The 24,775-nt window shown below is 61.3% G+C and carries 21 protein-coding genes and 2 pseudogenes; 12 read left to right on the forward strand and 11 right to left on the reverse strand.

The genetic code is table 11. The features are described 5' to 3' along the window. Positions 1 to 80: 80 nt before the first annotated feature. Positions 81 to 797 carry a hypothetical protein gene (locus HMPREF1267_RS10645; protein WP_023029229.1) on the reverse strand — a complete coding sequence of 239 codons (717 nt, stop codon included), beginning with the start codon at positions 795 to 797 and terminating at the stop codon, positions 81 to 83. Positions 798 to 807: 10 nt separating this feature from the next. Beyond that, positions 808 to 1,467: a carbonic anhydrase gene (locus HMPREF1267_RS10650; protein ID WP_023017962.1), complete on the reverse strand. Its 660-nt coding sequence runs from the start codon at positions 1,465 to 1,467 to the stop codon at positions 808 to 810. Between the two features lie 35 nt (positions 1,468 to 1,502). Between HMPREF1267_RS10650 and HMPREF1267_RS10655 the strand changes: the two genes are divergently transcribed. Then, on the forward strand, positions 1,503 to 2,357 hold the full coding sequence (locus HMPREF1267_RS10655; RefSeq protein ID WP_023029230.1) for an A/G-specific adenine glycosylase: 855 nt from the start codon (positions 1,503 to 1,505) through the stop codon (positions 2,355 to 2,357). Between the two features lie 56 nt (positions 2,358 to 2,413). Here the strand turns inward: HMPREF1267_RS10655 and HMPREF1267_RS12840 are convergent, their stop codons facing one another. Together HMPREF1267_RS12840 and HMPREF1267_RS10660 are read right to left on the reverse strand one after the other, a co-directional pair. After that, on the reverse strand, positions 2,414 to 2,584 hold the full coding sequence (locus tag HMPREF1267_RS12840) for a DUF4236 domain-containing protein (RefSeq protein ID WP_081443674.1): 171 nt from the start codon (positions 2,582 to 2,584) through the stop codon (positions 2,414 to 2,416). Positions 2,585 to 2,865: 281 nt separating this feature from the next. Next, the gene (locus HMPREF1267_RS10660; protein WP_023029231.1) at positions 2,866 to 5,742 is read right to left on the reverse strand and encodes an ATP-dependent Clp protease ATP-binding subunit; all 2,877 of its coding nucleotides are present in this window, start codon (positions 5,740 to 5,742) and stop codon (positions 2,866 to 2,868) included. Between the two features lie 216 nt (positions 5,743 to 5,958). On the opposite strand from HMPREF1267_RS10660, the gene HMPREF1267_RS10665 reads away from it, so the two are divergent. After that, entirely contained in the window at positions 5,959 to 7,287 is a 1,329-nt protein-coding gene (locus HMPREF1267_RS10665; RefSeq protein ID WP_023029232.1) for a hypothetical protein, read from the forward strand. A gap of 82 nt (positions 7,288 to 7,369) precedes the next feature. Here the strand turns inward: HMPREF1267_RS10665 and HMPREF1267_RS10670 are convergent, their stop codons facing one another. After that, positions 7,370 to 8,791, reverse strand: coding sequence for an MDR family MFS transporter (locus HMPREF1267_RS10670; RefSeq protein ID WP_023029233.1), 1,422 nt, complete (start codon positions 8,789 to 8,791; stop codon positions 7,370 to 7,372). A gap of 97 nt (positions 8,792 to 8,888) precedes the next feature. On the opposite strand from HMPREF1267_RS10670, the gene HMPREF1267_RS10675 reads away from it, so the two are divergent. The 3 genes from HMPREF1267_RS10675 to crtI all read left to right on the forward strand — a co-directional run bounded on the left by HMPREF1267_RS10675 (position 8,889) and on the right by crtI (position 12,870). Continuing rightward, positions 8,889 to 10,325, forward strand: a complete 1,437-nt coding sequence (locus HMPREF1267_RS10675; RefSeq protein ID WP_023029234.1) for a GuaB1 family IMP dehydrogenase-related protein — start codon at positions 8,889 to 8,891, stop codon at positions 10,323 to 10,325. A 31-nt stretch (positions 10,326 to 10,356) separates the two neighbouring features. Further along, positions 10,357 to 11,208: a squalene/phytoene synthase family protein gene (locus HMPREF1267_RS10680; RefSeq protein ID WP_023029235.1), complete on the forward strand. Its 852-nt coding sequence runs from the start codon at positions 10,357 to 10,359 to the stop codon at positions 11,206 to 11,208. A 69-nt stretch (positions 11,209 to 11,277) separates the two neighbouring features. Further along, positions 11,278 to 12,870 carry a phytoene desaturase family protein gene (crtI, locus tag HMPREF1267_RS10685; RefSeq protein ID WP_034667247.1) on the forward strand — a complete coding sequence of 531 codons (1,593 nt, stop codon included), beginning with the start codon at positions 11,278 to 11,280 and terminating at the stop codon, positions 12,868 to 12,870. Positions 12,871 to 13,217: 347 nt separating this feature from the next. Here the strand turns inward: crtI and lysS are convergent, their stop codons facing one another. Continuing rightward, positions 13,218 to 14,795, reverse strand: coding sequence for a lysine--tRNA ligase (gene lysS / locus HMPREF1267_RS10690; RefSeq protein WP_034654464.1), 1,578 nt, complete (start codon positions 14,793 to 14,795; stop codon positions 13,218 to 13,220). A 105-nt stretch (positions 14,796 to 14,900) separates the two neighbouring features. Between lysS and HMPREF1267_RS13420 the strand changes: the two genes are divergently transcribed. The 3 genes and pseudogenes from HMPREF1267_RS13420 to HMPREF1267_RS12850 all read left to right on the forward strand — a co-directional run. Beyond that, complete coding sequence (locus HMPREF1267_RS13420; protein ID WP_232018276.1) at positions 14,901 to 15,101, forward strand: hypothetical protein; 201 nt, start codon at positions 14,901 to 14,903, stop codon at positions 15,099 to 15,101. Positions 15,102 to 15,417: 316 nt separating this feature from the next. Then, on the forward strand, positions 15,418 to 15,555 hold the full coding sequence (locus HMPREF1267_RS13605) for an IS3 family transposase (protein ID WP_349819793.1): 138 nt from the start codon (positions 15,418 to 15,420) through the stop codon (positions 15,553 to 15,555). A gap of 430 nt (positions 15,556 to 15,985) precedes the next feature. Then, positions 15,986 to 16,279: pseudogene (locus HMPREF1267_RS12850) on the forward strand (transposase); the annotation flags it as partial. A 74-nt stretch (positions 16,280 to 16,353) separates the two neighbouring features. Here HMPREF1267_RS12850 and HMPREF1267_RS10695 read toward each other — a convergent pair. From HMPREF1267_RS10695 to HMPREF1267_RS10715, 5 genes and pseudogenes are all read right to left on the reverse strand, one after another. After that, positions 16,354 to 17,175 (reverse strand): ABC transporter ATP-binding protein, encoded by an 822-nt coding sequence (locus tag HMPREF1267_RS10695; RefSeq protein WP_023029238.1) that lies wholly within the window; start codon positions 17,173 to 17,175, stop codon positions 16,354 to 16,356. A gap of 2 nt (positions 17,176 to 17,177) precedes the next feature. Continuing rightward, the gene (locus HMPREF1267_RS10700) at positions 17,178 to 18,161 is read right to left on the reverse strand and encodes an iron ABC transporter permease (RefSeq protein WP_005284805.1); all 984 of its coding nucleotides are present in this window, start codon (positions 18,159 to 18,161) and stop codon (positions 17,178 to 17,180) included. Next, a complete protein-coding gene (locus tag HMPREF1267_RS10705; protein ID WP_023029239.1) occupies positions 18,151 to 19,113 on the reverse strand; it encodes an iron ABC transporter permease in 963 nt (320 codons plus the stop codon). The genes HMPREF1267_RS10700 and HMPREF1267_RS10705 overlap by 11 nt, the downstream gene beginning before the upstream one ends. Then, entirely contained in the window at positions 19,113 to 19,985 is an 873-nt protein-coding gene (locus HMPREF1267_RS10710) for an ABC transporter substrate-binding protein (protein WP_005284808.1), read from the reverse strand. Before HMPREF1267_RS10710 ends, HMPREF1267_RS10705 begins: the two co-directional genes overlap by 1 nt. 95 nt (positions 19,986 to 20,080) lie before the next feature. Continuing rightward, positions 20,081 to 20,582, reverse strand: a pseudogene (locus HMPREF1267_RS10715) (IS3 family transposase); the annotation flags it as partial. A gap of 90 nt (positions 20,583 to 20,672) precedes the next feature. On the opposite strand from HMPREF1267_RS10715, the gene HMPREF1267_RS10720 reads away from it, so the two are divergent. The 4 genes from HMPREF1267_RS10720 to HMPREF1267_RS10735 all read left to right on the forward strand — a co-directional run bounded on the left by HMPREF1267_RS10720 (position 20,673) and on the right by HMPREF1267_RS10735 (position 24,702). Continuing rightward, on the forward strand, positions 20,673 to 21,383 hold the full coding sequence (locus HMPREF1267_RS10720) for an ASCH domain-containing protein (protein ID WP_034667249.1): 711 nt from the start codon (positions 20,673 to 20,675) through the stop codon (positions 21,381 to 21,383). 433 nt (positions 21,384 to 21,816) lie between these two features. Then, entirely contained in the window at positions 21,817 to 23,529 is a 1,713-nt protein-coding gene (locus tag HMPREF1267_RS10725) for a carbon starvation protein A (RefSeq protein ID WP_023029242.1), read from the forward strand. Beyond that, positions 23,513 to 23,770, forward strand: coding sequence for a cory-CC-star protein (locus tag HMPREF1267_RS10730; protein ID WP_023029243.1), 258 nt, complete (start codon positions 23,513 to 23,515; stop codon positions 23,768 to 23,770). Before HMPREF1267_RS10725 ends, HMPREF1267_RS10730 begins: the two co-directional genes overlap by 17 nt. Further along, complete coding sequence (locus HMPREF1267_RS10735) at positions 23,761 to 24,702, forward strand: ArsA family ATPase (protein ID WP_023029244.1); 942 nt, start codon at positions 23,761 to 23,763, stop codon at positions 24,700 to 24,702. The genes HMPREF1267_RS10730 and HMPREF1267_RS10735 overlap by 10 nt, the downstream gene beginning before the upstream one ends. The last annotated feature ends 73 nt before the right edge of the window (positions 24,703 to 24,775 follow it).

The following is a 24,775-nucleotide window of genomic DNA, read 5'->3' on the forward strand; positions in this document are numbered from 1 at the left end:
TGCCGAAGGCAGGGTCTTCCGGCGGCGCGGGCTCCCGCGCAGCCTGCTCCCGCGCGGCCGACTGCAAGGAGGCCGCGCGCTTAGCGGAGGGTGAAGTCCTGCGGCGGGGAGGAATTATCGCCGATGACCGTGTGGGCGAAGTAGGCGCCTGGCTCGGCGGTCGGGCGGTCGGTGCACTTGCCCGGTTCGGAGGCCTGGCGGGACCATTCGGCCTCGAATTTCAGGTTCTTGCCCGCGGGGAAGGTCTGCTCGCCGGTCTGCACGGAGGCGTAGCAATCGGTATCGGACCATACGCGCTGGTTATCGGCCATCTTGTAGACCTCGAAGCGCAGCGAGTTCTCGTCCAAGTCGATCTTGCAATCCGCGGCGGTGGGGTTGGTGACGGTCATGAAGAACTTCGGCAGTTCGCCGTCCGGCACGGAGTAGTTGAGCATGGAGGTGCGCACCTCCAAATCCTCAAGCGAGCAGGTGTCCTTCGCGGCGTGCACGGATTCCTCGGGCTCCTTGCTTTCCGATGCCCCATCCTTAGCTTCCGGCTCCGAGGCAGAATCGGATTCGGACTCGGACTCGGATTCGCTCGTCGAATCCGCGGACGTGGTGGAGGATTCGCTGGTAGTTTCTGCGGAGGTAGTTGCCGCCGAAGACTCTGAGGACGCGGCAACGGAATCGTCGCTTTCGCCGCCGAAGGCGGCCACCGCCGCCCAGATTAGCACCACGGCCAGGACGATCACGATGATAAGCGCGGCAACCCGGCGGCGCTTATAGATCTCTTCTGGAAGGGGCTTATTCTGGTTCACGCACTCAATTTTAAGTGGTAGACGCGCCAGGATCCGCTAAGCGCGCTCCGCGTGTCAACTCAACGCCGTAAGAGTACAATGGCTCCACGCGCGAGTCCTCGAGGAGGTAGCGGGCGCCGACGATGCCGAAGGAGCCATCGTCAAGCTGCTTGCGCACATTAGGGATGCTGGCCACGACCTGGGTGACGGTTTGGAGGGTGTGTTGGCGCTCGACATCGGCAAGCGTGGCATCAGGCCCCGCAGTCCACGCGGACGTCGCGACCTTCTCGATGATGGGTCGCTGCAGGCCGATGGGCAGCTCGCCGCCGCGGACAAAATCCACCGCGGCCGCCACCGCACCGCAGGACTGGTGGCCCAGGACCACCAACAGGTTGGGGTGCAGGTGGTCGAGCGCATAATCCAAGGAAGCCAACACGGAGGCATCCAGAATGTGGCCGGCGGTGCGGATGACAAAGGCATCGCCGAAACCGATATTGAAGATGTGCTCGATGGGCGCGCGGGAATCCGAGCAAGCCAGGACCACCACGCGGGGATCCTGGCCCTTGGTGAGCCCTTCGCGCTCATAAATCTTGTTGAGATCCATGATGGTGCCGTCGATGACGCGCTGGTTTCCGGCCTGGAGGGCCTCCCAGACGGCCTGCGGCTCGTGGGCAACGTTACTTAATGGCATGAAGTATATTTTAATGCCCTAGACTGTCCTGCGAGATGGATACGCACGCACTTCTTTCCTGGTTTGACGCCAATGAACGCGATTTGCCCTGGCGACGCCCCGGCACCTCCGCCTGGGGAGTGCTGATTTCCGAGGTCATGAGCCAGCAAACCCCCGTCGCGCGCGTCGCCCCCGTATGGGAGGAGTGGATGCGGCGCTGGCCCACCCCCGCGGACTTCGCCAAAGCCTCCCGCGCCGAGGTGTTGCGCGCGTGGGGCAAGCTCGGCTACCCGCGGCGCGCGCTGCGGCTCTGGGAGTGCGCGGGGGTAATGGACGAGGTTCCGTCAGATGTGGATGAGCTGCTGGCGCTGCCTGGAATTGGCGACTACACCGCCCGCGCCGTGGCGTGCTTTCACTTTGGCCAGAACGTGCCGGTGGTCGATACCAACGTGCGCCGTGTCTATGCCCGCGCCGAGGACGGCAATTTCCTCGCCCCGCCGCCCTCCAAACGCGAGCTCGCCGCTGTGGCCGCGCTGTTGCCCGAGCGCAACGGGCCCCGGTTTTCTGCCGCGCTCATGGAACTCGGCGCGCTGGTGTGTACTGCGAAAAATCCCGATTGCAAGCGTTGTCCCTTGCGCGCGACCTGCGCCTGGCAGCTCGCCGGGTGCCCCGAGCCTTCCGCCGCGGAACAATCCCGCGCCAAAAAGCGCGTGCAAAAATTTGCCGGGACCGATAGACAGGTACGCGGCAAGATCCTAGACGTGCTGCGCGCCGCCGATCACCCGGTGCCGCAGTCCGCAATCGACGTGGTCTGGCCCGATGCCGCGCAGCGTTCCCGCGCGTTGGCTTCGCTGCTTGACGATGGCCTCGCCGAGCAAAACCCCGCCGGCCTCTTCCACTTGCCGGACTAACCACCTGCCGGTTTAACCGCCCGCCGGGCCGGTCAGCGTTTAAGCGCAGCGACTCGCTACCGCCAGCGGCCGCGGAAGTTGAGCCCGCCGGGGAGGTTGACCCACATGCCACCGCGGGAATTAAAGGTCACCGGCCCAATCTTCGTGGACATGGAGGCACCGGATCCGGAAATGTTTATCCAGCTATTCTTGCCGGTCTTTTTGCGCGAACGATATTGAAGTCCCATAACGGGTCATTCTAGCAATACCCCCGTGCACGACGCTGCGCCACAGAACCATCGGGCCGCTGTACCGCCATACCGCCGGACAGAGGCATTCGCCCGCCCCGGCTGGTTAGCAAATTGACCATGGGTGGGCGCATACGAAAACCACCCAGGGTTCGCGGTGGAACCGTGGGTGGTTATGTGGCGCCGCGCGCGGCCGGTAGGCGCGGAGCCGGCACGCGCGGGCCGGGCTGGGGCGCGGCGGGACGAGCCAAGCCCGAGCCGGGTCGGGGCGAGCCGATTAGTTACATCGGCTGGCCAGCACCTGCTGGTGGCGGGTTCTTGCCATCATCGTCGGAGTTGCCGAGGCCCGGCTTTTCCGAAGGCACGTCCGGGGAAATGACATCTGGCTCGCCGTTGGTGTCAATGCCATCATTGCCGGAACCGGAACCGCCGTCCTTCGGGCCACCATCCTTCGGATCGTCGCCCTCGGGGCCGCCGTTGCCGTTGCCGTCGCCGTTGTCACCGTCGGAATCGGAATCCGAATCGGAACCGTCGGCGGCGTCTTCGGAGGGGTTATTGTCGCGCACGGAGGCATCGGCAAGCGAGGGCTCATCGATGTCATCCGGCAACGGCTTCGGGCGCGGGGTGAAGGTGAACGTAGCGCCGGAGTCGTCCTTGGACTCGCCGTCCCAGCCTTCGACGTCGACCGAGATGATCTCGCCGGCGCCAATCTCGCCGAAGAGGATCTTCTCCGAGAGCTGGTCCTCGATATCGCGCTGAATGGTGCGGCGCAACGGGCGGGCACCAAGAACCGGGTCGAAGCCGCGCTGGGCCAGGAGGTTCTGGGCCTTGTCGGTGAGCTCGATGCCCATATCGCGCTCCTCCAGCTGGGTGCCCACGCGGCCAATGAGCAGGTTAACCATCTGCACGATCTGCTCGCGGGTGAGCTGGTGGAAGACCACGACGTCATCGATACGGTTCAGGAACTCGGGGCGGAAGTGCTTCTTCAGCTCGTCGTTGACCTTCGCCTTCATGCGCTCGTACTGGGCGTCCGAATCGTTCTCGCTGGCGCCGGTAAAGCCCAAGCCCACCGGCTTCGAGATGTCCTGGGTACCCAGGTTCGAGGTGAAGATGAGGACGGTGTTCTTGAAGTCGACGACGCGACCCTGGCCATCGGTAAGCCGGCCGTCTTCCAGCACCTGCAGCAAGGTGTTGTAGATCTCCTTGTGGGCCTTTTCGATCTCATCGAAAAGCACCACGGAGAACGGCTTGCGGCGAACCTTTTCGGTCAGCTGGCCGCCCTCTTCGTAGCCAACGTATCCCGGAGGAGCACCGAAGAGGCGGGAGGCGGTAAAGCGGTCGTGGAACTCACCCATATCGATCTGGATGAGGTCATCATCCGAACCGAAGAGGAAGTTAGCCAGCGACTTCGACAGCTCGGTCTTACCCACACCGGACGGGCCGGCGAAGATGAAGGAACCGGAAGGACGGCGTGGATCCTTGAGGCCTGCACGGGTGCGGCGGATGGCGCGGGAGACGGACTTGACCGCCTCGTCCTGGCCAATGATGCGCTTGTGCAGCTCTTCTTCCATGTTGAGCAGGCGGGAAGATTCCTTCTCCGTCAGCTTCAGCACGGGGATGCCGGTCCAGTGCGCCAGGACCTCAGCAATTTGGTCCTCGCCCACCTCGGCGATTTCCTCCAGGTCGCCGGAGCGCCACTGCTTTTCCTTCTCGGAACGCTCCTCGCCCAGCTTACGCTCGTCATCGCGCAGGCCGGCGGCCTTTTCAAAGTCTTGGGCATCGATAGCCGCTTCCTTTTCCCGGCGGACTTCCGCGATGCGGTCATCGACCTCGCGCAGGCCCTTCGGGGCGGTCATGCGCTTGATGCGCATGCGGGCACCGGCCTCATCGAGGAGGTCGACGGCCTTATCCGGCAAGAAGCGGTCATTGATGTAGCGGTCCGCCAGCTGCGCGGCAGCGTGCAGCGCCTCATCGGTGTAGGACACGCGGTGGTGCGCCTCGTACTTATCGCGCAGGCCCTTCAGGATGAGGAAGGTATCATCCAGCGAAGGTTCATCGACCTGCACCGGCTGGAAACGACGCTCCAGCGCGGCATCCTTTTCGATGTGCTTGCGGTACTCATCCAGGGTGGTAGCACCGATGGTCTGCAGCTCGCCGCGAGCCAGCTTGGGTTTGAGCAGCGAAGCAGCGTCGATGGCACCCTCGGCAGCACCGGCACCGACGAGGGTGTGAATCTCGTCGATGAACAAGATGATGTCGCCGCGCTGGTTAATTTCTTTAAGAACCTTCTTCAGGCGTTCCTCAAAGTCACCGCGGTAGCGGGAACCGGCAACCAAGGAACCCAGGTCAAGCGAGTACAGCTGCTTGTCCTTGAGCGTTTCTGGGACCTTGCCGTTGACGATGTCCAGCGCCAGGCCTTCTACCACGGCGGTCTTACCAACGCCGGGCTCACCGATGAGCACCGGGTTGTTCTTCGTGCGGCGCGAGAGCACCTGCATGATGCGCTCAACCTCAGACTCGCGGCCAACGACGGGGTCTAGCTTGCCGTCCTTGGCTGCCTGGGTGAGGTTGCGGCCGAACTGGTCCAGCACGAGCGAGTTGGAGCGCTCGCCCGAGCCGCCGGAGCCACCGCGCCCACCAGCGCCGGCACCGGAACCTGCGCCCGCGCCGATGGGGCCTGGGGCCTGGTTCGAGTCGCCGCCGCCTTCTTGCTGGCCGCCCTCGTAGCCGGACAGCAGCTGGATAACCTGCTGACGCACGCGCGGCAGGTCCGCGCCGAGCTTCGTCAGCACCTGTGCGGCAACGCCGTCACCCTCACGGATAAGTCCGAGCAGGAGGAACTCCGTGCCGATATACTTGTGCCCCATCTGCAGGCCCTCGCGCAAGGACAGCTCGAGGACCTTCTTGGCGCGCGGGGTAAAAGGAATGTGGCCGGTGTGCGGCTGGCTGCCCTGGCCGATGATCTCTTCTACCTCACGGCGCACGTCCTCCAAGGAAATACCCATGGACTCTAGAGCCTTGGCGGCTACACCTTCTCCCTCGTGGATAAGGCCGAGCAGGATGTGCTCGGTTCCGATGTAGTTGTGGTTAAGCATGCGTGCTTCTTCTTGCGCCAAAACGATGACGCGACGAGCACGGTCTGTAAACCTCTCGAACATGACTCCCCTAAACTTTCGCTTCTAATGTGGTACCCACTGTAACGCCGCACGCCCCAAAGGATTTCCTCTTTTTGGCCCCCATTGGCCTATAAACGCCCCAAACCGCCCATACTCGCAGCTCACATGGGTGTACGCCGGTAGCGAACAGGGCCTTTTTGCCCTAGAATCTTCTTCATTCTCCCTGTCGCCTCGTAGATACAAAGGAATAAAACAGCCGTGCCGCACCTTCCCGAATTCTTTGCCTCCCAGCACAACCTGCACGAAAAGGCAGTGCTGGATGAGGGCCCTAATTCCACCCTTTTTGCCGTGGAGGATGGCTCCACGCAGGAGGAATTTACGGTGGAGATCTTCGCGGCGAAGGCAAAGGGCATCGTCAAGGCCTCTACCGCCCTGCACGGCCTGCACCACCCCGCGCTCGCCGCCCTGGTGGGCTCCGGCACGACGGCGGATGGCCAGGAATTCTTAGTCCGCAAGGCCTGCTCGGGTACCGCTTTACCCGCGCTTGCCGATGCCCCCGCCAAACCCCACGCCCAAGAAATCCTCACCCCCGTGGCAGGCGCTGTGGATTTCCTGATTAGCCGCAACCGCGCGGATTTCGCCGTCCACGGGCTCAAGGCCGATCGCGTGTTTGTGGATGAGGATAATAAGGTCGCCGTCCTCGCCGCCGCGGGTCCAGGTGGTGCAAGCACGGCGGAGGAATCCGCCGAGAACGATGGGGAGAAATCGGCGGAGGAAACCGCCGAGAAAGCTGCGAAGAGCGTGACCGGCGCCGATGCCGTCCGCGCCTTCCAAAAACTCGTCGCCGCCACGTGCCCTTCCTTCACGCCGGAGGAGGATTATTCGAGCGCCAAAGAGGTCGTGGCGGCGCTGCGCCCCGAGCGCGATCTCGATACCTCACAATTCCCGCCGGTACAGGCCGAAGAAACCGAGTCCCAGCCGCAGCAACACTTCCCGCCGCAACCGCAGCAGCAGTTCCCGCCGCAGAACCAGGCGGGACCGCAGTATCAGCCGCAGTATCAACAGCAATACCAACAGCAGCCGATGCCACCGATGAATGCGGCCCCGCCAAAGAAGAAGGGCAAGGGCGGGCTCATCGCGCTCATTTCCGTTCTGGCCGTCATCGCGGTGGCCGCCGCGGGAGCGTTGTGGTTCTTCCTGTCCTACCCCAGCTGGGATGCCAAGGAAAAGAACCTAGCGGATGCTTATCCGAGCCTGATTGGCTCGCGCAGCGGCCAAGACGGCGCGCTCGGCGCGGAGTGTTCCTCCCGCACCCCAGAGGACGGGCAAGAAGCGAAGATCACCTGCTCGGGGGATGGTTTCAGCTACACTGCCGCCTACTACCCCAGCGTGGAAGAACGCGATGCGGTCCTCCCGGATGCCGATCCGGTAGAGCTATCTAATGATAAGTGCACCATCCAAAGCTACGAGGCCTCAACAGATCCGCAGACCTACGTTATGGCTGTGGAAGGCACCCAGTCCATCTTCATGGTGTGGGGCGACGATGCCGAATCCGCGCGGCTAAAGCTGCCGCTGTGCGCGCAGTAGGCGCCGGAGGAGAGCTGGCGAGGCTGACCGGTCCGCGCTCTCCCGGCAGGGGTTACTCCGCGCGGCGCTAGTCCGCGCGGCGCTAGTCGGCGGCGGGCACGCGCTTGAGCAGCGGCGCTAGCACGAGCACGAAAAGCGAGAGCACGCCGGCGAAAAGGAAGGCCCAGTGTGCGCCTTGGGCGGTGGCGGCGGCCTCACTCATGCCCTCGGCCTGGCCGGACTTGGTGCCGCTGGTCAAAAAGGCCACGAGGAAGGCGGTACCGGCCGCGCCGGCCAGCTGCTGCAGCGTATTTAGAATGGCGGAGCCGTGGGAGTAGAGGTCATCGGGAAGCGAGGACAGCGAGACCGTCATCAGCGGGGTCATCATGAGCGCGATGCCCACGGCGAACAGCACATGCATGCAAATGACCATCCACACCTCGCTGTTTTCTGTCAGTAGGGTCATCAGCCAAATGCCGGTAGAAAACATGATGGCGCCGGGAATCAACAGGGGCCGGGGTCCAAGGGCGTCATAAATCCGCCCCACAATCGGGGAAATACCGCCCTGCAGGAGGCCGCCGGGCATCACCACGAGGCCGGTGACCAGCGAGGATACCGCCAGCGAGGTCTGCAGATAAATGGGCAAGATATTCACCGTACCCAGCAGCAGGGCGAACATGAGCAGTATGGCGATGACCGCGAGGGTGAAATTGCGGACCTTGAACGGGCGCAGATCCAAAAGCGCGCGATTTACCTTGGCCAGCCGGAGTTGGCGCACGGTAAAGGTGATGAGGGCGAGGATGCCGAGGAGGAGCAGGAGGGCATCGGCAAGCGAGCCGCCCTCCGCCATCTTTTCGATGGACGATAGGCCATATATAAGCCCGCCGAAGGCGAGGGCGGATAGGAATACCGACGGGATATCGAGCGGAGTATCCCTGCGCTCGCCCACGTTGACCAGGCGGAAGTAGCCGGCGATGCTGATGGCGGCGATGAGCGGGACCATGGTCCAGAAGATGACGTGCCAAGTCGCCATGCTCAAGATGAACCCGCCGACGGTGGGGCCCAAGGCCGGCGCCACGGAGATGACCACGGTGATAATGCCCATGACGGTGCCGCGGCGTTGCGGTGGAACCAGCGTCATGGCCACGGTCATAAGGGTGGGAATCATCAGCGCGGTACCGGCGGCCTGCAGCACGCGGCCGACAAGGAGCAGCCCAAAGGCCGGGGCGAGGGCCGCCAACACCGTGCCCGTGAGGAAAACGCCGGTAGAGGCGCCAAAAATCTGCCGGGTGGTGAATTTATCCATCAGGAACCCGGTGGTGGGAATGACCACACCCATGGTGAGCAAGAAGCCGGTCAGCAGCCACTGCGCGGAAGTCGCCGGGATGGAGAAATCCGCCATGATGGTGGGCAGCGCCACCGAAAGCGCGGTTTCGTTCAAAATCATCACCATCGCGGAGAGCACCAAGATGGTGAGGTTGGCTATGACCTCTGCGGAGATTTTCGGGGCGGGATTCTGAGACACCAAATCAGGATACTGAGTTGGCTTAACCTGCAAAACTTGGGGCGTATGATTTAGATGTCTTTTCCTGCACCCTCGATTCACGTTAGGCAATCCCACAGTGCATTTCCTCAATGATTCCCGCCCACCCTACGAGCTGACCTACTCGGATGTATTTATGGTGCCGAATCACTCGGATGTTGGCTCGCGGCAGGCGGTCGACCTCACCGCAGCCGATGGCACGGGCAATACCATCCCGCTCATCGTGGCGAATATGACCGCGGTGGCTGGCCGTCGCATGGCAGAGACCATCGCCCGGCGCGGCGGCATGGCCATCCTGCCCCAAGACCTCAGCCTGGAGGCCGCGGCGGAAACGATCGCCTCGGTGAAGGCCGCCGACCTGGTCTATGACACCCCTATCACCATCAAGCCGCACCACACGGTGGGCTATGCCAGCAACCTGTTGCACAAGCGCGCCCACGGCGCGGCCATCGTGGTCGACGGTGCGCTGCCCGTGGGCATCATTACGCCAAAGGATCTGCGCGGGCAGGATAATTTCACCGCCGTGGGCGAGCTCATGACCACGGATTTGGTGACCCTGCCGGTGGGCATCGACCCGCAGGAGGCCTTTACCCGCCTGCGCACAACCTCGCGCAAGCTCGCCCCAGTGGTCAATCCGGATGGCACGCTGGCGGGCATTTTGACGCGCAAGGGTGCGCTGCGGGCGACGATGTATCAGCCGGGCATCGACAAGCAGGGGCGCCTGCACATCGGTGCCGCGGTGGGCATTAATGGCGACGTTGAGAGCAGGGCGCGGGCGCTTGCCGATGCCGGCGCTGACGTCCTCGTCATCGATACCGCCCACGGGCATCAAGACAGCATGCTGGCGGCGCTGCGCAAGGTCAAGGCCCTGGATCTGGGCCTGCCGATTGTTGCTGGCAACGTGGTCACGGCCGCCGGCGTGCGCGAGCTGGCCGCGGCGGGCGCGGATATTATTAAGGTCGGAGTGGGCCCCGGCGCGATGTGCACCACCCGCATGCAAACCGGCGTGGGACGGCCGCAATTTTCCGCCGTGCTGGAGTGCGCCGCCGCGGCCCGCGAAGTCGGCGCGCACGTGTGGGCCGATGGCGGCGTGCGCGATCCCCGGGACGTGGCCCTGGCGCTGGCTGCGGGCGCGTCCAATGTGATGATTGGCTCCTGGTTCGCCGGCACCTTTGAATCACCCGGTGACCTGCACAAAGACGCCGATGGCTCGTTCTACAAGGAATCGTTCGGCATGGCCTCGCGCCGGGCGGTGCGCGGGCGCAATTCCGCCACCGAAGCCTTCGAGCGCGCCCGCCGGGAGATGTTTGAGGAAGGCATTTCCACCTCCCGCATCTACCTCGATCCGGAGCACGGCGGCGTGGAGTACTTGGTGGACCGCATCATCTCCGGCGTGCGCTCATCCTGTACTTATGCCGGGGCCGATTCGCTGGCTAGCTTCCACGAGCGCGCCACCGTGGGCGTGCAATCAGCCGCCGGCTTTGCCGAGGGCCAGCCGCGGGCCACCAACCGCTAGGGTGATTCAGGCGCGTGCTACTTTTGCAAGTATGTTGACTCGCTATGACCAGGCGGCCTCGCGCGCGGCCGCGCAGGTTATGGGGCAGTATTCCACCAGTTTTTCCCTGGCCACGCGCCTGTTGCGCGGGCGGGTGCGCGAAGACATCCGCCACCTTTATGCCGTGGTGCGCATCGCCGACGAGCTTGTCGATGGCACCGCTGACCAAGCCAGCATCGATGCCGCCGCCGCGCTCGACGCCTACGAGGCCGCTATCCTGGCAGCGCCCGAGAAACGGCTGCACACCGATCCCGTCGTGCACTCCTATGCCATTACCGCCAGGCGCTGCGGATTCCAGCGCGAGCACCTCGTGGCCTTTTTCGATTCCATGCGCGCAGACCTTAACCAGCGGGAGTATTCCGCTTCCGAGCTCGCCAAGTATATCTACGGCTCCGCCGAGGTCATCGGCCTATTGTGCGTGCAAGTCTTCCTAGCGGAAGAGACCGTCTCTGCCGCCGACCGCGCCGCGATGGACCGCGGTGCGCGCCACTTGGGCTCCGCGTTTCAAAAGATTAACTTCCTGCGGGACCTGGGCGAGGACTCCTCGGTCCTCGGCCGGGCCTATTTCCCGCAGGCTGCTGGTGGCGTGCTTTCCGAGGCCGCCAAATCCGCCCTCATCGCCGAAATCCGCCGCGAGCTCGCCGCCGCCGAAGAAGCCATTAACCTCTTGCCGCTTTCCGCCCGCGTTGGCGTGCGCGCGGCCGCCGATATCTTTGCCGAGCTCACCAACCGGCTCGCTGCTACCCCCGCCGCGGAGTTAAACACCACCCGCATATCCGTGCCGAATCGCACCAAGGCCTGGCTGGCCGCCCGCGCCGCGCGTGCGGTGCGCGCGGTGCGGTAGTGCACCGCGCGGAGATGGGCTCACGCGTAGATGAAGGACCCCCGCCAAATACCGCAGACTAAGGAGAATATGATGCGCGCCGTTGTCATCGGGGCCGGCATCGCCGGCCTGGCTACCGCTGCCCTACTGGGCAAAGAGGGCTACGAGGTCACCGTCGTAGATTCCCTAGAAGAAGTAGGCGGGCGCGCGGGCAGCTATACGGAGGCCGGGTTCCGCTGGGATACCGGACCGTCCTGGTACCTCATGCCGGATGCCTTCGACCACTTCTTTTCCCTCTGCGGCACCTCAACGGAGGCGGAGCTCGACTTGGTGGGCCTCTCGCCCGATTACCGCGTCTTTACCGGTACTACCCCCGTGGACATGCACTCTGGCGTGCAGGAAGTTGCCGCGCTTTTCGAGTCCCTCGAGCCCGGCGCGGGCCCACGCATACGCACCTATTTGGACGAGGCCGATGAGGTCTACCGCATGGCGCTAGACCATTTCTTGTACACCACCTTTTCCGCCCCGCTCAACCTGGTGCACCGGGATATCCGCAGCCGCCTGCGGTGGATTGCCGCGCTGCTGAGCACGAGCCTGCAGGATCACGTAAATGATCGCTTTTCCGATACCCGCCTGCGCCAGATTTTAAGCTACCCCGCGGTCTTTTTATCCTCCGAGCCCGCCGCGGCCCCCGCGCTGTATTCGCTAATGAGTCATACCGACTTGGTGGAGGGCGTGCGCTATCCCCAGGGCGGTTTCGCGGCCGTCGTCGAAGCCATTCATCGGCAGGCGCAGAAGTTCGGCGCTACCTTCCGCTTGGGCGAGGAGGTCACCGCCATTACTACCACCGCAGGGGCTTCCCGCCGCGCTAAGCGTTGGCCTTTTGCCGGCGCAACTTCTCCCCGGGTTACGGGCGTGCGCACCAATAAGGGCACCATCGCCGCCGATATCGTGGTCTCTGCCGCGGACTTGCACCATACCGAAACCCAGCTGCTCCCGCCGAAGCTGCGCACCTACCCGGAACGCTATTGGGCTCGGCGCAACCCGGGACTCGGCACGGTGCTCGTATTGGCCGGTGTAAAGGGCGCGCTGCCGCAGCTGGCGCACCACACGCTGCTTTTTAGCGAGGACTGGGATCCCGATTTCCGCGCGGTTTATTCCGGTCCGGAGCCCACCCGCCCACTGGGCGCTTCGCAGTCCATCTACATCTCAAAGACCTCGGCCACCGATCCGGATGTAGCCCCCGCGGGCCACGAGAACCTCTTCCTGCTCATCCCCGTCCCGGCATCCCAGACGCACGGCCACGGCGATACCTACCACGCCGAGGCTTCCCCGCGTGTTGCCGCGATTGCCGATGCCGCCCTCAACCAGCTCGCCCACACCGCCAACATTCCTGACCTGCGCGAGCGAATCACCATCACGCGCAGTCTCGGACCGGCCGACTTTGCCGAGCGCTACCATGCCTGGTCCGCCGGCTCTATCGGGCCGGCGCACACCCTTTTCCAATCCGCCTTCCTGCGGGGGCGCAATGCCTCGCGCAAGGTGGCTGGCCTCTACTACGCTGGTGCGACCACCGTGCCAGGCGTCGGCGTGCCGATGTGCCTGATTTCTGCAGAAAACATCATCAAGCGCCTGCGTGATGACCGCTCCGCTGGCCCGCTTCCCACAGATGATGATGCCTGAGGCCGCTCGCCGGCTCGTTCTCCACTTACCGCTCACTTCTCGCAGCGCAACCTCCTTTGTGCAGACTCCGGTGTGCAACCTTCGATGCACAACCTCCTTTGTGCACCCTCCTATGCAATAGGTCCTCGGTGCTAACTGAGCAAACTTGGCCCTGAAATGTAGCATTTTTCGCTCAGATATCACCGAGGAGGTTGCACTTTTGTGAAGTCGATAGAAGTACGTAGATGTAGGCGGAAGTAGGGAGAAGTAGGCACACAAAAAGGCTGCAGCCAAAGGGAGGCTGCAGCCGGTGTCGGGGCGCTAACGTGTGCCCGCGTGGGCGGGCACCGAGTGGGCGCCGGGTATGGCTACTTCTGTTCTGGCTTTACCAGCGGGAAAAGCACGGTCTCGCGGATGCCCAGGCCGGTCAGGGCCATGAGCAGGCGGTCCATACCCATGCCGGTGCCGGCCGTAGGTGGCATGCCCTGCTCCATCGCGGCGAGGAAGTCCTCGTCCAAAACCATGGCTTCCTCGTCGCCGCCGGCGGCAAGGCGGGCCTGATCCTCGAAGCGCTCGCGCTGGACGACGGGATCGACAAGCTCCGAGTAGCCGGTGGCCAGCTCGAAGCCGCGCACGTAGAGGTCCCACTTTTCGGTCACGCCGGGCTCGGAGCGGTGCTGGCGGGTCAGCGGGGAGGTCTCGACTGGGAAGTTCTTCACAAAGATGGGGCCTTCCAGTTGGTCCTCGCACAGGACCTCCCAGATTTCCTCCACCAGCTTGCCGTGGCCCCAGCCCTCGCCCTGCGGCACGTCGAGGCCGATGACCTTGGCAATGCCCTTCAGGGTCTCCACGTCGGTATCGATGGTGACCTCCGGCTGGCCGGGGAACTTGCGCTGCAAGGCCTCGTTCAGGGAAGGATACATCTCGATTTCGGGCCATTGCTCGCCGCCGAAGTCGAAATCGGTGCCGTCGGCAAGCGTGACGGTGGTGGAACCAAAGACCTCGCGGGCAACGGACTGGATGGACTCGCGAGTCATGCGGGCGCAATCGTTGTAATCGCCCCAGGCGGCGTAGGTCTCCAGCATGGCGAACTCCGGCGAGTGGGAGCGGTCCACGCCCTCATTGCGGAAGTTGCGGTTGATTTCAAAGACGCGGTCGATGCCACCAACGACGGCGCGCTTCAAGTACAGCTCCGGGGCAATGCGCAGGTAGAGGTCAATATCGAGAGCATTGGAGTGGGTGATAAACGGGCGAGCGGCCGCACCACCGTGCAGGGTCTGCAGCATCGGGGTTTCGATCTCTACAAAGTCCTGGCTTTCCAGGTAATTGCGCAGCGCGCGCATGACCTTCACGCGCACCATGGCGTTCTTGCGGGCCTCTTCGCGGATAATGAGGTCGTTATAGCGCTGGCGCACGCGGGTATCTTCAGCCATATCCGCGAAGGACACCGGCAGCGGGCGCAGGGACTTGGCCGCCATGGTCCATTCCTCAGCCATGATGGACAGCTCGCCGCGGCGGGAAGCAACCACGTGGCCGCTAACGGAGATGAAGTCGCCCAAGTCCACGTCGGACTTCCAGGCATCGAGGCGCTCCTTGCCCACCTTGGCCTGCGAAAGCATAGCCTGCATCTGGGTGCCATCGCCGTCCTGCAAGGTGGCAAAGCACAGCTTACCGGTATTGCGCATGAAGATAAGGCGGCCAGCGATGGCGTGGGTGACCTCGGTTTCCTCACCAGCGGCCAGGTAGGTCACGCCCTCTTCATTGCCCGGCTCTTCGCCCTCGGCCACTACGCGGAAATCATGGCGCAGATCCTTTAGCGCGATGGTGCGCTCGACGGATACCGGGTAGGCCTCCACGCCGGATTCGAGCAGGCGGTCGCGCTTTTCGCGGCGGATGCGCAGCTGCTCAGGGACATCGTTTACTTCAGTATTCTTCTGCTCGCTCACGTTAGCCAAGGGTAGTCGATCCCGCCCGCTACCCGCGATTTGGCCCAGCCATGTCTGCCAAAGCAACGAAAGAGCGCACAGACAGCAAGTACACACCATGATGAAGTGTCCCAGGTTTTGTTCCGTTTGAGTAGATGGGAAAATCTGGAACATGCTAAGAAAAATTTTGATCAGGATTTAAAGGACCGTGTGGTTCGTCTTGTAGAGGACCGCATCGTGGCGGAAAACATGTCAATGCGCCCCGCATGCCAGGCAGTAGCTCCAAAGTTGGGGGTTTCATGGCACACAGCTCGTCAATGGACTTAAGCCTGCTCGCCGTGCAGGAAGAACCCCAGAACCTGTTCCTGAAGACGTGGCTGCCGAAAATGCCAGGCTACGCCGCGAAAATCACCAGCTTCGAGATACCAACGAGTTGCTGAAGGCCGCGTCAGCTTTTTCGCCTCACGACCAGGCCCCAAGCCTCGATTATGATCCGGTTCATCGATAAATACCGGAATTGTTTCTCTGTCGAGTTCATCTGCAAGACGTTGAAAAATAACCGGGCTGGCGGGTTTATCACCTCGCGTGGTTATCGCCAGTCCAAAGCCCGAGGGCTTAAGTGCTCGTCGCCTTCGTGACGGTTGTGCTAATTGAACGCATTAGTGCTATTCATCGGGATAATGACGGTGTCTTAGGCGTGCGGACAATGTGGCATGCACTTCACCGTGATGGAATCTGTTGTGACCGGCTATTTGGTAGCAGTGTCGTGACCATCCGGTAGCGCTTGAGTGTGAAACCGGTAGCAGTTCACAATGCTCGGGACACTTCATTCCGGGAGATACACCGCTCGGGTGCGGCACGTACCGGAAGGACTCCGGTTACGACGGATTACCGTGCGGTGATAGCGCTGTCAGATGCGAGGTTTTGGTACCGGTGTACTGGGGACTCGGTACTGCTGTGTTCTGGGTAGTTGGTACTGCGGCGGGCCGACGGAGTCGGCTCGGCTGTTTCCTTTATTCGTCCGGTTCTATTGGGGAGGTGGCTTTGCGCATGTCAAAGTCTCCTATGCGGATTCGGTGGCCGCTATTGAGAGAGTGTCTAATGGTTTGTGTGTAGGTTCCCAACCTGCATAAGGAGATAAGCCAGAATGACTAGTGTGGCACGACGAGATCTAAGTTGATAAGGCCAAGATTGATGCGATTGAAAAGAAGCTTCTTGCTAACCCTGAAATCGCGAAACTGATTGATGACCTAGGCACGTCTACAACGGATGCCAACGACCTGGTTCGGGGCATGTTGCAAGTCTCGATCACTAGAGGTTTAAATGCTGAGATGGATGCCCACCTTGGCTATGAGCCCGGCGATAGGGAAGGCAAAGCTGCTGCTGGAACAGACAGTTACCGCAACGGCACCTACCCGAAAACCGTGGATTCTAACTACAGGCCAGTGACCGTTGGTGTGCCGAGAGATCGGGCTGGAACATTCTTGCTAACTATGGTCCCTAAGGAGTTGTCAAAAGATAAGTGTGCGGTTCGAGTCGACCTTATGGCCTAGATCGTTTTCCATTACTACGTGTTCTTTTAAAGAGATTTATCTTCTTCCTTCTGGGGTCCGAAAAGTTCAGGAGCGTGAACGGAAATGGGTATGGGGAAGCGTCGACCGGTAGATGGATCAGTCATCTCTAGGCACTCAACATGGAAGGTTTCGCGTACGAGTTCAGCGGTCATAACTTCCTCGGTGGGCCCTTCGGCCACAATGCGCCCCTCACGCATAGCTACGATTCGATCGGCGTAACGCGCGGCATGAACCATATCGTGGACCACCATGACCACCGTAGTCTCGGCACGGTTAAGCTCTCGGATGAGGTCCAAGATGGACAATTGGTGCGCGGGGTCGAGGTAAGTAGTTGGCTCATCAAGCAAGGTAATTGGTGTTTCTTGCGCCAACGTCATAGCGAGGAAAACGCGCTGGCGCTGGCCGCCCGAAAGGTCTGCGGCGGGGGTATCAAGCAGCTCGCTCACCCCAGCACGTCTGGCTGCACGCTCAACCGCTTCATGATCTCCGGCCCGCATCGTTGCTAGCGCCCCCGTATAGGGATAGCGGCCGTAGCCGATGACATCGCGCACTACTACACCTTCCGGGGCCACGGGGTGTTGTGGCAGGAAAGAAACTTCCCGGGCAAAAGCGCGCGAGGAATACTCGCTGATATCTTTTCCTAAGAGGTAGGCTGCACCTGAGCTGGGTGTAAGTTGGCGGCCCAAGGTCTTGAGAAGCGTCGACTTACCGCAGCCATTTGGCCCGATAAGGGCAGTTACTTGACCGCTGGCTAAGTGGAGATTTACATTCTTGACCACATCTGGACCACCGTAGCCCACGGTTAATGCGCTACACGTCAGTGTCATGTCTAGCCTCCGTTTCGCACTCGGGTCAGCCGAGTCAATAAGAAAATGAAGTAAGGTGCGCCAATCAACGCGATGAGCGCACCGACGGGAATTTCCGTGGGCGCAAAGGCCCACCGGCCTACCGAATCGCATGCGGTGACAAGGACCGCGCCGCCGAGCGCCGCCACGGGTATTTGCCGGCGCAGATTCGTACCGACCACCAAACGGGCAGCATGCGGGACGATAAGCCCGGCGAACCCCAAGACCCCGGCCGCGGCGACCCCTGCGGCGCCGAGGATGACCGCCAAGGCGATGGCTACGAGGCGCCACGTCCTAGTCCTAACACCGATACCGGCCATGGTGGAATCATCCAGCGCCAGCATATCCAGGTGTTTTGCCACCACCATCGCAACGGTTAGGGCGAAAAGGATAAAAGGGGCGACAATAGTGGCATCGCCAAGCGAGCGGGCGTAAAGCGAACCTTTCAGCCATGTCATGGCCGCGCCCGCTTCTGGGGCGGCGCGCACCAGCAGCAGTTCGGTGATTGCACCCAGCCCAAAAGATACCGCTACCCCGGTAAGCGGCAAGCGTACCGGGTCACTCGCCCCACGTCCAGCGAGGAGGAGAACCAGCGCGGTTCCCGCCAACGCACCGATAAAGACAATAAAAGTCAACAGGTGGGCCGGCAGGGCGCCTGCTCCCATGAGTACCGCAACGGCCGCGAGTCCACCGCCGGAGGTAATACCCACCGTATCTGGTGCGGCCAAGGGGTTGCGCAGCGCGGATTGCAATAGGCAGCCGGAAACGGCCATGGCAACGCCTGCGCATATACCCACCAAGATCCGCGGGGCGCGGTACTTCCAGATGAGCGGCTCTCCGGTAAAGAAAGCGGTGACAACCTCAGCCGGCGGCTTCATCACTGCACCGACGCCCATGCCGATAACTGCGCTACACACCAACGCCAGGGTGAGTCCTACTAGCACCACAATAAATCTCTTATGCCGCATGCTTGCTCCTCCCCAGCGTATGGACGGACCACAGCACCAGTGGCATGCCAGCCAAAGAAGTCACGATGCCCACTGGGGTCTCGGCCGGCGCCCAGATTGCTTGGCCAATCGAATCGGCAACTAGGAGCACCGCCGCTCCAACAATTCCAGCCACGCACAACCCCATGCGGTGATGCGGACCACACACGCGCCACGCAACTGCTGCGGCCATTAACCCCAAGAAACCAATCGGCCCGGTTGCGGCCACCGCCGGAGCAATGAGCACTACCGCCGCCACAATGGCAGCCAACCGAATTCGCTCCGGCTTCGCTCCTACAGCACCGGCCACGGCATCGCCAGCTACGAGTAAGTCCAATCTTTTCGCACTGACTAAGGTCAAGGGCACCACGACCAGCACGGAAACCAGCGCGGGGACAATTTCGCCCAGACGCACCCCTGCAAGCCGCCCAGAAAGCCATGACATCACCGTAGCCAGTTGAGCCTCATCGATTACTAGGAAAATGGAGGTCAAAGCGCTACACAGCGTGGAAACGGCAACGCCAACAAGTACCATGCGCTGGATCGCACCGCTCTTACCGACGCCCACAGTCACCCCCACAGCAATCCCTGCGCCCAACAGTGCGCCGGGCAGCTGGTCGACGCTCGAGGTTTCGCTTCCTACAAACATTGCGGTCGCGACTGCACCGAGTGCCGCGCCGGAGTTCACGCCAGTAATGGACGGATCGGCAAGCGGGTTCGCGGTAGCCGTTCGCAGCAATAGCCCACCCACACCTAAAGCGATACCCACCACCGTGGTAGCAAGGAGGCGGTCAAAAGCCACGCTATGTAACTCTTCTTCCAGCCACGGGGCATCAACTGGCACCCGAACATGGCGAAGCCGCCACCACCACACGAACGCGGCGACAGCGGTGGCAAGGACCAAGCAGGAACCGGTTTTAGTTCGTAGTGCCACTACTTTTCAGCTGTAATAATGTCATCGAGCATGTGCTCAGCAGAAAGCGGCCCGCGGGCGCGTGACCAGATATCTTGGTCTACTTCTACGATGTCACCGCTTCCTTTGACGTAGGGCGTCTTCTTAAACGCATCGACGTCCTTGTACATAAAGACCCGGTCAGCCTTCATACCGGGGAGCTTATCTCCAGTCAGCTCCGCTACATCGGTCTTGGATTCGATGGATGACTTCTCACCTTCAAAGGCGTAGTCATAGCCCACCTCACTCAGCAGGGACTGGGGGAAGGAAGGATTGACCCAGGTATAGAGCAGCTCGCTGGACCAACCGGCCACAACAGCACGGCTGCCTGGCTTTACCGTGTCCTTCGTCTGAGCGATCTTGTCCTCGATGCGCTGACGGACCTCTTTGGCTTTTTCCTCTTTACCGAGCTTGGCCGCGATCTCATCCATCGAGTCCAGCACGTCCGAGTAAGTCTCATCTGAGTAGGATTCGGTATCCGCAATCTCTTCTAGCTGCGGCATGATATTGGCCTGACGGGTAGGGCTAGCCAGGATCAGATCTGGCTCCAAGGATTGGATAACCTCTAGGTTCGGTTGCTTGGCTTGGCCCACTGAAGTGGCCTGCTCCAACTGCCCCTTCAAGGTGGTCGGCGCCTCCGACTTACCGATTTCCACGATTCCCACTGGGGTCACATCGAGAGCCTTGAGGATTTCCTCGTAGCGCCAATCGAGCGCCACAACTCGCTCGATCTTCTTATCTCCGTTCTCTTCCGTAGAAGAAGAATCAGAAGAACACGCCACAAGGCCTGCCCCTAGAGCTAAGGCGGATACGAGCGCGAGAACTACACGCCCTTTTGTAAACGATTTTAGCATAGCCTTACTTTATATTAATAAGAGTTTACTGTCTAGTGTCAGATGCGAGTGGGGTTGCCCGCAAATCGTGGGCACGTAGTCAAGATACCTAGTGGTTAGGCAGCTATTTCTTCTTCGTTTCTGGTTTGGGTGATATGGTTCTCGAAATCGATAGGGCTGACCATCCCGAGTGCGGAGTGCCGGCGTCGACGGTTGTAGACTACTTCAATCCAGTAGGCAACGGCCTTGCGTGCGGCATCACGGGTTGGCCAGCGCTTACGGTCGTAGAACTTAAGTTTTCAGCGTCGACCAGAACGACTCGGCCATCGCATTATCGAAACACACCCCGGTACGCCCCACGGATTGAGCAACGCCCAGATTGCGGCACGCCTCCCAGAGCTTCTCACTGGTGAATTGTGTCCCACGGTCGGCGTGAAACACCAGCCCGTCAGGAACATCACCGCGCAATGTATGCGCCATCCGCAGGGCCCGTTCGGCCAAACTTGTGTCTTGCACGCTATCCATAGCCCAGCCCAGTAACCTGCGGGAATGGCCGTCGCGGACCGCGCACAAGTACAACCATCCTTCACCGGTGCGCAGGTAGGTAATATCCGACATTGAAGTGTCCCAGGTTTTGTTCCGTTTGAGTAGATGGGAAAATCTGGGACACTTCAGATCGAAGCTGCTAGTAGTTACTACTATTAGAGCGTGATTATTAACGAACTTCGGGAATTAACGGCCAAAGCAGCCGCCCATGCGCAGCGCTTCCAAGACGGAGGAGACCACACCGTAGCCGCAGCTCTCCTGACCAAATCAGGAAAACACGTTCTCGGTTTAAACGCACACCATTTCCTTGGTGGCCCCTGTGGCGAAGTCTCTGCTTTAGCAAACCATGCCGCTAGTTATCCAGGGGATCCCATCCAAGCAGTAGTCGCCATATATGGACCTACCGGACAAGTAATTTCACCCTGTGGTAAATGCCGCCAGGTACTTTTTGATGTCGATCCATCTATCCAGTGTATTGTGCGCGGAAGCAACGGCCTCGTTGCGCCCACTGTGGAAGAACTTCTTCCATTCGCGTTTAACTTGCAAGACTTGGAAAAAGAGCAGCGCATCTACATGTGGGAAGGCTACGAGGATTCCATTCGGAGCGGAGAAAAGCGTCAAACAATCCGAGTAGATGATCCCTTCAATGAAGGAAAAGCCCAAATAGTCTTTGAGAAGGAAACCGGGGAAGTCGTCAGCTTACCCGCACAGGTCACAGCCGTTGTATCTACCCAGCGCGGGCTGCTGTCGGAAAAGCAAGCTAAAAATGACGGGTTCAATTCTCTATCCGAGCTTCACGAAGCTCTAGATACTCACTACCCCGGATTAGCGGATACAGACGAAGTTGACGTTGTAGAATTCGAGCTCCAGTAGACTAGCCAGACCGAAAATCGAATCATTCGCTACCTCGCCAAAAAGCCGCTGTTCGGAAATTTTTGAGATATTTCGTCAAGATTTACAAGTGCCGCCACCAAAGGGCTCCCAACTGGAGGAAGCGAGATAACGACTCCTCCATAAGTCCAGTCGATTGAGCCTTCGCCGTTAACCACGGTACTTCGGCACGACTGGCTCCATGCCGCGCCAGCAGGGTCCTTTAATCCCGCCCGCTACCCGCGATTTGGCCCAGATATGTCCGCCAAGCCACGCCGAGCGCGCAAAGGAACGCATAAGCCCCTCCACCGCGTCCACATAGTGGGATACCACCCCCTTAATTCACCCGCACTGCAAGAATTTGTGTGAACCGTGACATACTGTTCAGGCCTGTGATACAGAACACCCCACCTTCGACACGCAAGGAGACACAGCCATGAACTCTCTCATCCTTGTCATCATCGGCGTGGCGATGATGCTGGTCGGCTACCTGCTCTATTCCAAGTTCCTGGGCAAGAGCATCTTCCGGTTATCTGAGAACTACACCACCCCGGCGCACCGCCTCAAAGACGGCGTGGATTATGTTCCCACCAATAAATACGTGCTGTGGGGCCACCACTTCACCTCAGTGGCGGGTGCGGCACCGATTATCGGCCCGGCAGTAGCCGTCATTTGGGGCTGGCTCCCGGCATTCCTGTGGGTCACATTCGGCACCGTTTTCATCGCCGGCATGCACGACCTCGGTGCGCTATGGGCCTCGCAAAGGCACAAGGGTCAGTCGATTGGTACGTTGTCGGGGCGCTACATCGGCAAGCGCGGGCGCAACCTCTTCCTCATTGTGATCTTCTTGCTGCTGCTCATGGTCAATGCCGCCTTCGCCGTGGTCATTTCAAACCTGCTCATCTCCACGCCCTCGGCGGTCATCCCCACGTGGGGTGCCATTGCCGTTGCCCTACTTATCGGCCAGGCCATCTACCGCCTGAACTGGAACCTGCCGCTAGTGTCCCTCGTGGGCGTGATGGCGCTGTATTCGCTGATGGTCCTGGGTGACCGCTTCCCGGTCGTGCTGCCGGAGACGGTCCTGGGCATTCCCGCCAACGGCGTGTGGATCATCTTGCTATTTATCTACGCCTTCATCGCTTCGCTGCTGCCGGTGTGGGTGCTGCTCCAGCCGCGCGATTACATCAATGGCCTGCAGCTTTTCGTCGGTCTTATCATTTTGTACGGCTCCTTCCTCATCACCCGTCCGGAGCTCGCCGCCCCTGCCGTGCGCGAGAACGTTCCTGACGGGACCCCAGGCATTTTCCCGCTGCTTTTTGTCACCATCGCCTGCGGCGCCATCTCTGGTTTCCACGGCATCGTGGCCTCGGGTACCTCGTCGAAGCAGATTGATAAGGAAACCGACGTTCGCTTCGTGGGTTACTTCGGCGCGGTGGGCGAGGGCCTGCTGGCGCTCGGCACCATCATCGCCACTACCGCCGGCTTTAAGACCCTGGCGAATTGGGAGGAAATCTACGCCGAGTGGAACGCCGGCGGCGTCAACGCCTTCGTGCAGGGCGGCGGCGCGCTGATGAACGAGGGCCTGGGCATTCCCACCTCGCTGTCTGCCACCATCCTGGCGACGATGGCCGTGCTCTTCGCCGCCACCACCATGGACTCCGGCGTGCGCCTGCAGCGCATCGTGGTCCAGGAGATTGGCGAGATCATGGGCATCCGCATCACGGCGCTGGTTTCCACCATCATCGCGGTGGGCCTGGCCTTCGGCCTGACCTTCTCGGCGGGTGCGGACGGCTCCGGCGGTATGACCATCTGGCCGCTCTTTGGTACCACCAACCAGCTCATGGCCAGCCTATCCTTGGCCATCGTCGTGGTCATCCTCACCCACCTGCGCCGGCCTACCCTGCCGGTTATCATCCCGCTCATCTTCGTCACCATCATGTCGCTGTGGGCAGCGCTGCTACAGCTGAAATCCCTGTTTGCGGATCAGAACTGGCTGCTCTTCGGCATGGACGTCGTCATCGTCATCGCCTCCATCTGGGTCATCGTGGAGTCGATCGGCGCCATCTCCAACGCGCGCAAGGAACCACCGCTGGAGTGGACCGACGACGATACCGACGCTCCCCTTCCCCAGCATGCTCGACAAGCTTAAGGCCTTCGGCGCGGGACTCAATGAGTTCTACCAGGCCCCGTACCGCGCCGTCTTTGCCAAGGCCCAGCAGCAAGAAGATGACCTATTTATGATGCTGGTGGCCTCGGAGGCGCTCGGCATCCCCAACCCCGCCAGCTACTACACGCTGGAGCTATTGCCGCTGGTCTACGAAGATTTCCACGCCTGGCACACACGCATGGGCATGGATAAATCACCCCTGGAGAATATTCAATGCTGCTAGAAACCGCGCCCATCATGTTCTTTGGCGGCAAGGGCGGCGTGGGCAAGACCACCCTCGCCACCGCCACAGCCCTGTCGCTTTCCCAGGACCACAACGTGTTGTTGGTCTCCACGGATCCGGCGCACAACCTGGGGCATATCTTTGATGCCACGCTTTCCGATGCCCCCTCTCACCTCACCCCCTCCCTCTCCGCCATCGAGCTCGATCCGGCCCGCGCCACCGAGGAACACCTCGCGACCGTGGGCGCCTCGATGCGCCGGTTCATGCCGGAGCACTTGCACCGCGAGGTAACAAAGCACCTAGATTTGGCCCGGCAATCCCCCGGCACGCAGGAGGCGGCGCTCTTGGAGCGCATGGCCACCTTGGTCGCTAACGCGGACGAGTATGACTACCTCATCTTCGATACCGCCCCGTCCGGTCACACCTCCCGGCTGATGGCCCTGCCGGAAATCATGGCGGCCTATACCGATGGGCTGCTTGCCCGGCGCGAGAAATCCGATAAATTCGGCTCGCTGGTGCGCGGGATGTCCGCGGAGTCCGGTGCCGATAACGATCCGGTGGACCGGCGCAATCAGGAAATCCGAGCCACGCTCTTCCAGCGCCGCGAGCGCTTCGAGCACCTGCGCGCTGCGCTGACCTCTCAACGCACCGTATTTCATATCGTGCTCACCGCCGAGCGCCTGCCCGTCTTGGAGTCTTCCGAGTTCCACGCGGATCTCACCGGCAATGGCGTGCGGGTAGGCTCCATGTTGGTCAACCGCCGCACGCCTGCGGACCAAGGCGAGTTCTTGGCCTCCCGCCGCGCCGCCGAGGACGAGGCCCTAGCGCTCTTGCACGATAAGCTTCCCGATACCCCGGTTCACGAGATCCCCTGGCTCCCAGAAGAGGTGGGAAGCCCCGAAGCCGTGGCGCGGCTGGCGGAGCATCTATAGCGGTTTGTAGCGATCTCTAACGGCCATCCAGTACCCAGCGGCCCCGAGTGAGATCGCAATCTGCTAAAACAGA

Origin of the sequence: Corynebacterium sp. KPL1824 (genome assembly GCF_000478095.1) — a bacterium.
Lineage (GTDB): Bacteria > Actinomycetota > Actinomycetes > Mycobacteriales > Mycobacteriaceae > Corynebacterium > Corynebacterium accolens.